Source organism: Microbacterium sp. MMO-20 (assembly GCF_037147735.1).
GTDB lineage: Bacteria > Actinomycetota > Actinomycetes > Actinomycetales > Microbacteriaceae > Microbacterium.
Window position 1 is genome coordinate 115,547 of sequence record NZ_JBBCUU010000009.1, and the last position, 11,858, is coordinate 127,404.

General features: G+C 68.9%; 12 protein-coding genes. 2 read left to right on the forward strand and 10 right to left on the reverse strand.

The genetic code is table 11. From position 1 onward, the window contains the following. Positions 1–3: 3 nt before the first annotated feature. Complete coding sequence (locus WFI52_RS12175; protein WP_336627283.1) at positions 4–546, forward strand: TetR/AcrR family transcriptional regulator; 543 nt, start codon at positions 4–6, stop codon at positions 544–546. A gap of 8 nt (positions 547–554) precedes the next feature. Here WFI52_RS12175 and serA read toward each other — a convergent pair whose 3' ends face one another. The 10 genes from serA to WFI52_RS12225 all read right to left on the reverse strand — a co-directional run bounded on the left by serA (position 555) and on the right by WFI52_RS12225 (position 11,307). Then, the gene (gene serA / locus WFI52_RS12180) at positions 555–2,159 is read right to left on the reverse strand and encodes a phosphoglycerate dehydrogenase (RefSeq protein ID WP_336627284.1); all 1,605 of its coding nucleotides are present in this window, start codon (positions 2,157–2,159) and stop codon (positions 555–557) included. An 85-nt stretch (positions 2,160–2,244) separates the two neighbouring features. Then, positions 2,245–2,607, reverse strand: a complete 363-nt coding sequence (locus WFI52_RS12185) for a bacitracin resistance protein (RefSeq protein WP_336627285.1) — start codon at positions 2,605–2,607, stop codon at positions 2,245–2,247. Beyond that, complete coding sequence (locus WFI52_RS12190) at positions 2,604–3,107, reverse strand: DNA polymerase III subunit gamma/tau (protein WP_336627286.1); 504 nt, start codon at positions 3,105–3,107, stop codon at positions 2,604–2,606. The genes WFI52_RS12185 and WFI52_RS12190 overlap by 4 nt, the downstream gene beginning before the upstream one ends. Before the next feature lie 19 nt (positions 3,108–3,126). After that, positions 3,127–3,852 (reverse strand): copper homeostasis protein CutC, encoded by a 726-nt coding sequence (locus WFI52_RS12195; RefSeq protein ID WP_336627287.1) that lies wholly within the window; start codon positions 3,850–3,852, stop codon positions 3,127–3,129. A gap of 104 nt (positions 3,853–3,956) precedes the next feature. After that, on the reverse strand, positions 3,957–4,982 hold the full coding sequence (gene ilvC, locus WFI52_RS12200; RefSeq protein ID WP_336627288.1) for a ketol-acid reductoisomerase: 1,026 nt from the start codon (positions 4,980–4,982) through the stop codon (positions 3,957–3,959). Positions 4,983–5,015: 33 nt separating this feature from the next. Beyond that, positions 5,016–5,525 (reverse strand): acetolactate synthase small subunit, encoded by a 510-nt coding sequence (gene ilvN, locus WFI52_RS12205; protein ID WP_336627289.1) that lies wholly within the window; start codon positions 5,523–5,525, stop codon positions 5,016–5,018. 2 nt (positions 5,526–5,527) lie between these two features. Next, a complete protein-coding gene (locus WFI52_RS12210; protein WP_336627290.1) occupies positions 5,528–7,330 on the reverse strand; it encodes an acetolactate synthase large subunit in 1,803 nt (600 codons plus the stop codon). Between the two features lie 48 nt (positions 7,331–7,378). Continuing rightward, a complete protein-coding gene (gene ilvD, locus WFI52_RS12215; protein WP_336627291.1) occupies positions 7,379–9,094 on the reverse strand; it encodes a dihydroxy-acid dehydratase in 1,716 nt (571 codons plus the stop codon). A 9-nt stretch (positions 9,095–9,103) separates the two neighbouring features. Next, the gene (otsB, locus tag WFI52_RS12220; RefSeq protein ID WP_336627292.1) at positions 9,104–9,889 is read right to left on the reverse strand and encodes a trehalose-phosphatase; all 786 of its coding nucleotides are present in this window, start codon (positions 9,887–9,889) and stop codon (positions 9,104–9,106) included. Next, a complete protein-coding gene (locus tag WFI52_RS12225; RefSeq protein ID WP_336627293.1) occupies positions 9,886–11,307 on the reverse strand; it encodes an alpha,alpha-trehalose-phosphate synthase (UDP-forming) in 1,422 nt (473 codons plus the stop codon). The genes otsB and WFI52_RS12225 overlap by 4 nt, the downstream gene beginning before the upstream one ends. A 43-nt stretch (positions 11,308–11,350) precedes the next feature. On the opposite strand from WFI52_RS12225, the gene WFI52_RS12230 reads away from it, so the two are divergent. Beyond that, positions 11,351–11,605 carry a hypothetical protein gene (locus WFI52_RS12230; RefSeq protein ID WP_336627294.1) on the forward strand — a complete coding sequence of 85 codons (255 nt, stop codon included), beginning with the start codon at positions 11,351–11,353 and terminating at the stop codon, positions 11,603–11,605. Positions 11,606–11,858 lie beyond the last annotated feature (253 nt).

Here is an 11,858-nt window from a genome sequence, read left to right on the forward strand (position 1 = left end):
GACATGGCCCGACCTCCGCACGCCCGAGAGAGCGTCCTCGACGCCTTCGAACGCCTTCTGATCGACGAGGGTGGACGCGCAGCGACCATGGATGCCGCCGCCCGTGTCGCGGGCGTCTCCAAGGGCGGCCTGCTCTACCACTACGCGACGAAGGACGCGCTCGAAAGCGCGCTCCTCGACCGCCTCGACGCCCTCGTCGGCGCGGATCTCGACGCGATGGCATCCGCCCCCGACGGCGCAGTCGCCTTCTTCCTGCGCACGTCTGTGATGGACGATGACCCGCTCGATCGGGTCCTCATTGCGACATCGCGTCTGGCGCAAGGTGGCCATCACGCCGCCGCGGAGGCGCTGCGGCACGTGCGCATCCGCTGGGCCGACGCTCTGCGGCCCCACGTCCGCGACGACACGGCACTGGCGCTCGTCCTGCTCGTGAGCGACGGGCTGTACTACAACAACGCCCTCGGCGGCCCCGCCGCCGCGGCACCGGTCCCCCGCGCCGGCGACCTCGATGCGCTCATCGCGCTCGTCGAATCCTCCGTGCGCTGATCAGCCGATCACTCCGCAGTGATCTCGATCTGACGGAACAGGTCCGCCGCGACCGCGGCACGCATGTTCTCGAGGATCTCGTCGGGCACGGGCTGATCGACCGTCAGGACCGAGAGGGCACGGCCCGAGGCATCCGGGTGCGCGACGAACAGCCCCGCGATGTTGATGCCCGCCTCCCCCAGCTCCTGTCCGTAGATCGCCACGATGCCCGGCCGGTCCGCGTAGCGCATGACGATGTGGTGCTGCTCGATCGGCACCTCGATCTCGTAGCCGTTGATGCCGACGATCTTCGGCACCATGCGCGTGCCGGCGAGCGTCCCCGCCACGGTCAGCACCGTGCCGTCGGAGAGCGTTCCGCGCAGGATCGTGATGTTGCGGTACAGCGGGCTGTCGGCCTCGACGATCATCCGGGTCTCGATGCCGCGCTGCTCCGCCAACAGGGGCGCGTTGACGTAGGAGACGTTCTCGCTCACGATCTTCGACAGGATGCCTTTGAGCGCAGCGAGCCGGTAGACGCTGACGTCGTACGCGGCGAGCTCGCCCCGCACTTCGATGTCGAGGCTCGTCAGCGCGCTCGCGGCAAGTCCCGAGAAAACCTGGCCGAGCTGCTCGACGAGAGCGATGCCGGGGCGCACGAAGGGGTCGATGACGCCACCGGCGACGTTGACGGCGTCGGGGACGAGGTCGCCCTCGAGCGCGAGCTTCACCGAGCGCGCGACCGAGATGCCCGCCTTCTCCTGCGCCTCGTCGGTCGACGCACCGAGGTGCGGCGTGACGACGACATTCGGGAGTGAGAGCAGGGGGAAGGCCGTGCCGTCCTCCTTCGGGGGCTCGGACGTGAAGACATCGAGGCCCGCGCCCGCGATCTCACCCGTCGTCAGTGCCGTATAGAGCGCTGTTTCGTCGATGAGACCGCCGCGGGCGACGTTGACGACGTATGCCGTCGGCTTCATGAGCGCGAACTGCTCGGCGCCGATCATGCCGGTCGTCTCGGGGGTCTTCGGCATGTGGATCGTGACGAAGTCGCTCTGCGCGAGAAGCTCGTCGAGCGGGAGCAGGGTCACGCCGAGCTGCTGGGCACGCGCGGGCGTGACGTACGGGTCGTACGCGACGACCGTGACGCCGAACCCCTGCAGACGCGCGGCGATGAGCGCGCCGATGCGGCCGAGACCGATGATCCCGACCGTCTTCTCGAAGAGCTCGGTTCCGGTGAACGAGCTGCGCTTCCAGGCGCCGGCCGCGAGCGATGCGTGCGCCGCCGGAATGTGCCGGGCAAGGCTCAGGATGTGACCGACGGTGAGCTCGGCCGCGGAGATGATGTTCGACGTCGGCGCGTTGACCACCATGACGCCGGCAGCCGTGGCGGCCTTGATGTCGACGTTGTCGAGACCGACGCCCGCACGGGCGACGACCTTGAGGCGGGATGCCGCGGCGATCGCCTCGGCATCCACCTTGGTCGCCGAGCGGATGAGGATCGCGTCGGCGTCGGCGATCGCGCTGAGCAGCGCGGGACGGTCCGTGCCGTCGACGTTGCGCACGTCGAAGCCCTCGCCGAGGGCATCGATCGTGGCGGGAGAGAGTTCTTCGGCAATCAGGACGACGGGCTTGGACACGGCGGCAGACCTTTGCGAACGAGACGGGGAAGGCCTTCAGCCTACCGGCGCCGGGTGGGCCCGAATGACCGTGTGACAGCCGGGGTCATCCGAGGAGCGTCGCACCGTTCGTGACGCTGTACGCCACGACGTTCAACCAGAACACCGCGACGAGCCCGAGCCCCGCGAGAAGCGTCAGCGCGAACTCCCACCACGCACGGCGCCAGCCGATCGCGAACGCCACCCCGAAGGCGACGAGGGGAAACACCACCGCGGCGAGCAGAATCGCCCAGCCGGCACCGTTGAGCCCCAGCGGCCCGGTCGCCTGGGAGACGAGGAAGGCGATCGCGTTCCACACCGCGTACGCGTAGAAGAGGCCGAAGAACACCGAGATCGCGACGATGACCCAGATCGGGAGGACGCCCGGACGCGCCGTCTTCGCACCGGCGGTGGTGGATGCCGACGTCATGCCGCCACCGCCCCGACCGCGCCCACCATGACGAAGGGCCACGGGACGAGCAGAACGAGCCCCGCCACGAGCCATACGAGCCGCACCCACGTCCTCGCGGTGCGCGAGAGCACGTAAGCCGCGACGAACCACAGGAGGGGCGCGGCGATCGCGAGCCACAGAGCAGCCTGGTACCCGACAGGACTCACGAGGAACTGCGCGGTGCCCTGCAGTCGCAGGCCACCGACGATCCAACCGATCGTGAAGAGCAGATAGACGCCCGCGAGGACGCCCAGAGTCAGCAGCACCGTGTTCGACAGCGGCGCGCGCTCCCCCGGCATGACGACCGCACCGTCCGCCTCGATCCGCCCGACCTTCTCGCTGTCCTTGCCGACGGCCGTGAAACCATCCGGCAGCGCGAGAGGCTCCTCCTTCGGCACGGCGGAACTCTGCGACGACACCAGCGTGGGGTCATCGTCTCCGTCCCAGCGGAGGGCGTCGTCGTCGCGTCCTGTGCTCACGCGGCTCAGCGTATCGCGCTCAGACGCGAGGCACGCCGTGCACGGCAGCGCGTGCCTCTGCGACGACCGCGGGATCCGTGACGTCGTAGCCGGCGTCTCCGCCGCCGGGCCCCGAGGGCTCATCGAGTCCTGCCTGGCCCCGTGGGGAGAGGTGCACGGCGTGGACGCCGGACGCGAGGATCGCCGGGATGTCAGCCGGCCGGATGCCGCCCCCCGCCATGATCTCGACGTCTCCCGCAGCGTCGACGAGGCGCGCGAGCGTCGACACTCCGTCGACCGACCGTGCCGCACCGCCGGAAGTCAGGATCCGGTCGACGCCCGCGCCCGCCAGCTGCCCCAGCACCGCGACCGGGTCGGACGTCGCGTCGATCGCCCGGTGGAAGACGAGCGACGCCTCGCCCGCGGCATCCCGCCACCGTGCGACGGCCTCGAGGTCGGCGTCCCCCTGCGGAGTGAGCGCACCGATCACGACGCCGCCGGCACCCGCGCGAACCGCGGCCGCGATATCGTCGGCGACGAGCGCCACCTCCTCGCGGTCGTAGACGAACCCCCCGCCTCGCGGGCGGACGAGGACGTTCACCCTCTCGCCGCCGACGGCCGCCACCACGGCGTCGATGAGACCGATCGACGGCGTCAGTCCGCCCACACCGAGCGCCTGGCAGAGCTCGAGACGATCCGCACCCGCTGCGATCGAGGCCCGGGCTCCCGCGGCATCCTGGACGGCGATCTCGAGCGCAGCGGTCATGGCATCCACGCTAGCAAAAGGCGGAAGCCCGACCCCGGGTAGGGGGTCGGGCTTCCCGGCCTGTGACAGCCTGGCTCGGCGGGTGTGCCGAGAGTCTGCGGAACTCAGCGCGCGGCCGAGCCCTCCGTGTAGTCGCTGTCCTGCTGCTTCCACGCGAAGAGCGAGCGCAGCTCCTTGCCCGTCTTCTCGATGGGGTGCTGCGCCTCCTTCTCGCGAAGGGCGAGGAACTCGGGCGCACCGGCATCCTGGTCGTCGATGAAGCGCTTGGCGAACGCACCCGACTGGATGTCGGCGAGGACGGCCTTCATGTTCTCCTTGACGGAGGGATCGATGACCCGGGGCCCGGAGACGTAGTCGCCGTACTCGGCCGTGTCGGAGATCGACCAGCGCTGCTTGGCGATGCCGCCCTCCCACATGAGGTCGACGATGAGCTTCAGCTCGTGCAGCACCTCGAAGTAGGCGATCTCGGGCTGGTAGCCCGCCTCGGTGAGCGTCTCGAAGCCGTACTCGACCAGGTGGCTCATGCCGCCGCAGAGCACCGACTGCTCACCGAACAGGTCGGTCTCGGTCTCCTCGGTGAAGGTCGTCTTGATGACACCGGCGCGCGTGCCGCCGATCGCCTTCGCGTACGACAGAGCGGTCGCCCAGGCGCTTCCCGAGGCATCCTTCTCGACGGCGATGATGTCGGGGATGCCCCGGCCGGCCACGAACTCGCGACGGACCGTGTGGCCCGGAGCCTTCGGGGCGACGAGGATGACGTCGACGCCCTCCGGGGCGTCGATGTAGCCGAAGCGGATGTTGAAGCCGTGCGCGAAGGCGAGCGTCTTGCCCTCGGCGAGGTTCGGGGCGATGGACTCGCTGTAGATGCCGCGCTGGTGCTGGTCGGGCGCGAGGATCATGATGAGGTCGGCCCACGCGGTCGCATCGGCGACGTTCTTGACCTCGAAACCGTCCTCCTGCGCCTTCGCGGTGCTCTTGGAGCCGTCCTTGAGGGCGATGACGACCTCAACACCGGAGTCGCGCAGGTTCTGCGCGTGCGCGTGCCCCTGCGAGCCGTATCCGACGATCGCGACCTTCTTGCCCTGGATGATGGACAGGTCGGCGTCGGAGTCGTAGAAGATCTCAGCCATGGTTGTTGTTTCTCCTTGGTAGTGGTTCAGGGGTCAGCCGCGGAGGACCCGCTCGGTGATGGACTTGCCGCCGCGGCCGATGGCGACCATGCCGGACTGCGCGAGCTCCTTGATGCCGAAGGGCTCCAACGCACGCAGGATCGCGTCGACCTTGCCGCGGTCGCCGGTCACCTCGATGACGAGGGCGTCGGTGGCATAGTCGACGACGGACGCGCGGAAGAGATTCACGACCTCGATGACGTTCGACCGCGTCTGGTTGTCGGCGCGCACCTTGATCAGCATGTGCTCGCGCTGGACCGATGCCGTCTGCTCGAGCTCGACGATCTTGATGACATTGACGAGCTTGTTCAGCTGCTTCGTCACCTGCTCGAGCGGCAGGCCCTCGACGTCGACAACGACCGTGATGCGGGACAGCCCCGGCACCTCGGTCACGCCCACGGCGAGCGATTCGATGTTGAAGCCGCGACGGGCGAACAGGCCCGCGACGCGCGTGAGGAGGCCGGGCTTGTCCTCGACGAGGAGGCTCAGAACGTGCTTGCTCATGGTCAGTCCTCCTCGTCGAAGCTCGGCGCGTGATCGCGCGCGTACTGGATGTAGCTGTTGCTGACGCCCTGCGGAACCATCGGCCACACCATCGCGTCGGCCGACACGACGAAGTCGATCACGACGGGGCGATCGTTCGTCTCGAGGGCGGTGCGGATGGCGGCATCCACGTCCTCCTCCTTCTCGACGCGGATCGCAAGACAGCCGTACGCCTCCGCGAGTTTCACGAAGTCGGGGATGCGGACGGAGTCGTGGCCGGTGTTCAGGTCGGTGTTGGAGTAGCGGCCGTTGTAGAACAGGGTCTGCCACTGACGAACCATGCCGAGCGACGAGTTGTTGATGATCGCGACCTTGATCGGGATGTTGTTGATGACGCAGGTCGCGAGCTCCTGATTGGTCATCTGGAAGCAGCCGTCGCCGTCGATCGCCCACACCGGACGCTCCGGCTCGGCCACCTTCGCCCCCATCGCGGCGGGAACGGAGTAGCCCATCGTGCCGGCGCCCCCGGAGTTGAGCCACGCGTTCGGACGCTCGTACTTGATGAACTGCGCGGCCCACATCTGGTGCTGGCCGACGCCCGCGGCGTACACGCCCTCGGGGCCGGTGAGTTCGCCGATGCGCGAGATCACGTACTGCGGCGACATGAGGCCGTCGCTCGGCTGGGTGTAGCCGAGCGGGAACTCGTTGAGCAGTCCTTCGAGGTACGACCACCACTCGGCGGTGTCGGGCTTTTCGCCGCCCGTCGCACCGCGGAAGGCGGCGTCGAGATCGATGAGCACTTCGCGCACGTCACCCACGATGGGCACGTCGGCGGTACGGATCTTGGAGATCTCGGCGGGGTCGATGTCGACGTGCACGACCTGCGCGTTCGGGGCGAACAGCGACGCCTTCCCCGTCACGCGGTCATCGAACCGTGCGCCGAGGGCGACGATGAGATCGGCCTCCTGGAGCGCGAGGACGGCGGGCACCGTGCCGTGCATGCCCGGCATGCCGAGGTGCTGCGGGTGCGAATCCGGGAACGCGCCGCGGGCCATCAGGGTCGTGACGACGGGCGCCCCGGTCGTCTCGGCGAGCGTCAGGAGTTCGGCGGACGCCCCCGCACGCACGACGCCGCCACCCACGTACAGGACGGGCTTCTTCGCGGTTTGCAGCAGGTTCGCCGCGGCCTGGATCTGCTTGCCGTGCGCCTTCGTGACCGGCCGGTATCCGGGCAGGTCGTAGCGCGGCGGCCAGATGAAGGGCACTTCGGCCTGCTGCGCGTCCTTCGTGATGTCCACGAGCACGGGACCGGGTCGGCCCGTCGAGGCGATCTCGTAGGCGGCGGCGATCGCCCCGGGGATCTCCGCGGCATCCTTCACGAGGAAGGAGTGCTTCGTGATCGGCATCGTGATGCCGACGATATCGGCCTCCTGGAAGGCGTCCGTGCCCATGAGCGTCGAGAACACCTGGCCGGTGATCGCGAGGAGCGGCACCGAGTCCATGTACGCGTCGGCGATCGCCGTCACGAGGTTGGTGGCGCCAGGGCCGCTCGTCGCGATTGCGACACCGACCTTGCCCGATGCCGAGGCGTAACCTTCCGCGGCGTGGCCGGCGCCCTGCTCGTGCCGCACCAGGATGTGGCGCAGCTCGGTCGAGTCCATGAGCGGGTCGTAGACGGGAAGGATGGCGCCCCCCGGGAGCCCGAAGACGTCGGTGACGCCCAGGAGTTCGAGGGAGCGGACGACGGCAGCTGCACCGGTGAGCAGGGGTGCAGAGGCGCCGCGGGCGGGCGGCCGGGGAACGGCCGCAGTGGTGTCGAGTGACATGCGTGAGACCTCGGGGAAACGTGTCGTGATCGGATGGAGAACCGGGGCCTAACCCGTGATCGCGCCCTCCGCTGCGGAGTGCACGAGCTTCGAGTATTTGGCCAGAACGCCACGGGTATAGCGCGGAGGAAGGGGCTCCCAGCCGTCCCGGCGGGAGCTCAGCTCTGCCTCGTCGACGAGTAGGTCGAGCGTGCGAGCCGCGATATCGACCCGTATCAGATCACCATCGCGCACGAAGGCGATGGGACCAGCGTCCACCGCTTCGGGTGCTATGTGGCCGATGCACAGGCCGGTTGTGCCGCCTGAGAATCGTCCGTCCGTCAAGAGTAGTACATCTTTTCCGAGCCCCGCGCCCTTGATCGCTGCCGTGATGGCGAGCATCTCGCGCATGCCGGGGCCGCCCTTGGGGCCCTCGTAGCGGATGACGACGACGCTGCCCGCCTCGATGTCGCCGGCGGCGAGGGCGTCGATCGCGGCACGCTCGCGCTCGAACACGCGAGCGGGCCCCTCGAAGACGGCCGCATCGAAGCCGGCGGTCTTGACGACGGCGCCCTCCGGGGCGAGTGAACCGTGCAGGATCGTGAGTCCGCCCGTCTTGTGGATCGGGTTGTCGAACGTGTGGATGACGGTGCCGTCGACGGGGTCGGGATTGAGGTCCTCGAGGTTCTCGGCGAGCGTCTTGCCCGTCACCGTGAGCGCGTCGCCGTGGAGGAGCCCTTCCTCGAGCATCGCTCTCATGATGACGGGGATGCCGCCGTGCCGGTCGACGTCGTTCATCACGTACTTGCCGAACGGCTTCATGTCCGCGACGTGCGGAACCTTGTCGCCGATCCGGTTGAAGTCCTTGAGGGTCAGCTCGACCTCCGCCTCACGGGCGATCGCGAGCAGGTGCAGGACGACGTTGGTCGAGCCTCCGAGGGCCATCGCGAGCGCGATCGCGTTCTCGAAGGCATCCGGCGTCAGGATGTCGCGGGTCGTGATGCCCTGGCGGAGGAGGTTCACAACGGCCTCGCCGGAGCGGTGCGCGAAGTAGTCCCGGCGACGGTCCGCCGACGGCGGCGCTGCGGATCCGGGCAACGACAGGCCCAGGGCTTCGGCGACCGAGGCCATCGTGTTGGCGGTGTACATTCCGCCACAGGCGCCCTCACCGGGCGCGATCGCACACTCGATGCGCTTGAGGTCGGCTTCGCTCATCTTGCCGGCGAGACACGCGCCGACGGCCTCGAACGAATCGATGATCGTGACGTCCTTCTCGGTGCCGTCGGAGAGCTTGACCCACCCGGGCGCGATCGACCCGGCATAGAGGAAGACGCTCGACAGGTCGAGGCGGGCGGACGCCATGAGCATGCCGGGGATCGACTTGTCGCAGCCAGCGAGGAGGACGGTGCCGTCGAGCCGCTCCGCCATGACGACCGTCTCCACCGAATCGGCGATCACTTCGCGCGAGACGAGCGAGAAGTGCATGCCCTCGTGACCCATCGAGATGCCGTCGGAGACGGAGATCGTGCCGAACTGCAGGGGGTAGCCGCCGCCGGCGTGCACGCCCTCCTTCGCGCCCTGCGCGAGGCGGTCCAGGCTCAGGTTGCAGGGGGTGATCTCGTTCCAGCTGGAGGCGATGCCGATCTGGGGCTTGTCCCAGTCCTCGTCGCCCATGCCGACGGCGCGGAGCATTCCGCGCGAGGTCGTGGCCTCGATACCGTCGGTGACGGCGCGGGAGCGGGGTTTGATGTCGACCGTGGCGCGGGTGTCGTCGGAAGGAGGCATTCTCGCAGTCTATTCCTGCAGGGCGGACCGCTCGTGTGCGAGAAGCACAAGCAACGCGGCAAGTTCTGGGATGCCGTCCACACGCACGGATGCCGCCGTGTCTCCTGCACCGACGCGCACACCGACGTCGCCCGCATGCAGACTCGCCAACGCGTCTTCATCGGTGACGTCGTCGCCCGCGAAGAGCACCGCCGTGGCGCCTGTCCGAGCGCGCAACCACGCGACGGCGGCGTCCTTCCCGACATCGCGGAAGGCGTACTCCACGATGCGGTGGCCGGTGCGACGACGCCAGGTCGGCGCCTGGTCGACCATGAGAGCGTCGACGCGATCGTTCACGGCCGCGCGGTCGGCGGCGGCGACGGTACGCGAGTGAACCGCGAAGCCGAACTCCTTGCGCTCGATCCACGCCCCCGGAATGCCCGCGATCAGGTCTTCGGCGGCGGCTCGGAGCCGGTCGCGCTCCGCGCGCTCGGCGACACTCGGACCGTCGCCCGGTTCACCTCCCGGCTCACCGACCGGCACCCAGTGCTCGGCGCCGTGCGAGCCTGCGAGGAGGATCGGGGAGTCGTCGCGGTGCTCGGCGATGACGCGGAGGTCCGCGAGGCTGCGGCCCGAGACGAGCGCGACCGTCGTGGCGGGCGTCGCCGTCAGCGCCTCCAGAGCGGCCCGCGCCGCGGGCAGCATACGTGCGTCCATCGGCACATCGACGAGCGGCGACAGCGTGCCGTCGAAGTCGAGGGCGACGAGCAGACGCTCTGTTGCGGCGAGCGTCGAGACGGCCTGGCGGGGTGTCATCGCGTGATGCTGCTCAGGTCGCCCAGGAACGATCGCGACCAGTCGGCGACGTCGTGGTCGCGCACCCGTCGGCGGAGCGCCCGCATGCGACGCCGCTGCTCCTCCTCGGGCATCTCGATCGCGGACATGATCGCGTCCTTCATTCCCTCGATGTCGTGCGGGTTCACGCGGATCGCCTGGGTCAGTTCGTCCGCAGCCCCGGTGAATTCGCTGAGCACGAGCACGCCTCGGCCGTCGACACGGCTGGCGATGTACTCCTTCGCCACGAGGTTCATGCCGTCGCGCAGCGCCGTCACGAGCATGACATCGGCCGCGAGGTACAGCGCGACCATCTCCTCGCGCGGATAGGAGTGGTGCAGGTACCGGATCGCCGTGTGCCCTACGGTGTCGTGATCGCCGTTGATGCGGCCGACCGTGAGCTCGATCTCGTCACGCAGCTGCATGTACGCGGCGACGCGCTCGCGGCTGGGACTCGCGACCTGTACGAGCGTGGAGTCCTCGACATCGAGGCGACCGTCCGCGAGGAGTTCACCGTACGCCTTCAGCCGATGCCCGATGCCCTTCGTGTAGTCGAGGCGGTCGACGCCGAAGAGAATGGTGGCCGGATCTCCGAGGCTCTCCCGGATCTCGCGCGCGCGCTGCTGCACCTCCGGACGCCGCGCGAGCTCGTCGTACGCGGCCGCGTCGATCGAGATCGGGTATGCCTTGGCGACGGCCGTGCGCACTCCCCCGCCGTCCGTGGGCACCCGGATCGATCCGGCCTTCGTCTCGTAGCCGAGCTGCCGGCGCACCGCGCGGGCGAAGTTGCCGGCATCCGCGACGCGTTGGAAGCCGATGACGTCGGCACCGAGCAGTCCGGAGAGCACCTGACGCCGCCAGGGCAGCTGGGCGTAGATGCCGTATGCGGGGAACGGAATGTGGTGGAAGTAGCCGATGACGACGTCGGGACGCAGCTCGCGCAGCAGTTGCGGCACGAGCTGCAGCTGATAGTCCTGCACCCACACCGTAGCTTCGGGTGCGGCGACGGATGCCGCGGCCTGAGCGAACCTCTCGTTCACCCGCACGTAGGCGTCCCACCACTCCCGATGGTAGGCGGGCGGCGAGATGACGTCGTGGTACAGCGGCCAGATCGTGTCGTTCGAGAAGCCTTCGTAGTACAGCTCGATGTCGTCCGCGGAGAGGGCGACGGGAACGAGTTCCATCCCATCGAACCGGAAGGGCGCGACCTCGGCATCCGCCTGGCCGGGCCAGCCCACCCAGGCTCCTCCGGTCGCCTGGAGGACGGGTTCGAGGGCCGCCACGAGACCTCCGGGTGATCTCCGCCATTCGTCCTCGGGACCGGACCGGTCCACGGGCAGGCGGTTGGAGACGACGACCATGTCGGCCGTTCTCCGCGCGCGATCATCATGGGCGCTCATGACGCTCCTCTCGGCGGGGATCTTTCCAGGCTAACGTGGACGCATGCGCAAGTACCTGTTCGGAACCGGGATCATCTCCGCCGTGACGAGCGGGATGGCCCTCCTGCGCGGCGCACGCGGCGACGTGCCCTTCACCTGGCGTCAGGCCCTCGCGTGGATCAGCTGGGGCATCACGCTCGCGCTGTCCATCGGGACGATCGTCGACACCTATCGTGCGACGCGCGGCCGCCTCATCGCGACGGACTCCCCCGTGCACGGCACCGAGGACAAGCTGCTCAAGAAGCGTCTCGAGCGCTGAGGATCAGCGCGGACAGACGCAGCGATCGGCCGCCGCCACGCCCTGCAGCGCCGCGTCGACATGCTCGCCGCACCCGGCCCAGGTCGTCTTGCCGCACGTCGGGCAGGTCACGGGGTAGCACATGTCACAGCTCCATCTCGTAGGGTCAAGTCCCGTGGCGTGGTGTCATTCCGTTGTTCCCTGTGGGTGGGTGGTGGTCAGGCGGTGAGGTAGAGCTCGGGGCGGGCGGGTTCTGTGTGTTCGTGCAGGGTGT

Bases quoted from the DNA above. Each gene is read 5' to 3' on its own strand.
- WFI52_RS12185 (WP_336627285.1), bottom strand. From the start codon at position 2,607: ATGACGTCGGCATCCACCACCGCCGGTGCGAAGACGGCGCGTCCGGGC.
- ilvD (WP_336627291.1), bottom strand. From the start codon at position 9,094: ATGCCTCCTTCCGACGACACCCGCGCCACGGTCGACATCAAACCCCGC.
- ilvC (WP_336627288.1), bottom strand. From the start codon at position 4,982: ATGGCTGAGATCTTCTACGACTCCGACGCCGACCTGTCCATCATCCAG.
- otsB (WP_336627292.1), bottom strand. From the start codon at position 9,889: ATGACACCCCGCCAGGCCGTCTCGACGCTCGCCGCAACAGAGCGTCTG.
- ilvN (WP_336627289.1), bottom strand. From the start codon at position 5,525: ATGAGCAAGCACGTTCTGAGCCTCCTCGTCGAGGACAAGCCCGGCCTC.
- WFI52_RS12175 (WP_336627283.1), top strand. From the start codon at position 4: ATGGCCCGACCTCCGCACGCCCGAGAGAGCGTCCTCGACGCCTTCGAA.
- WFI52_RS12230 (WP_336627294.1), top strand. From the start codon at position 11,351: ATGCGCAAGTACCTGTTCGGAACCGGGATCATCTCCGCCGTGACGAGC.
- WFI52_RS12225 (WP_336627293.1), bottom strand. From the start codon at position 11,307: ATGAGCGCCCATGATGATCGCGCGCGGAGAACGGCCGACATGGTCGTC.
- WFI52_RS12210 (WP_336627290.1), bottom strand. From the start codon at position 7,330: ATGTCACTCGACACCACTGCGGCCGTTCCCCGGCCGCCCGCCCGCGGC.
- WFI52_RS12195 (WP_336627287.1), bottom strand. From the start codon at position 3,852: ATGACCGCTGCGCTCGAGATCGCCGTCCAGGATGCCGCGGGAGCCCGG.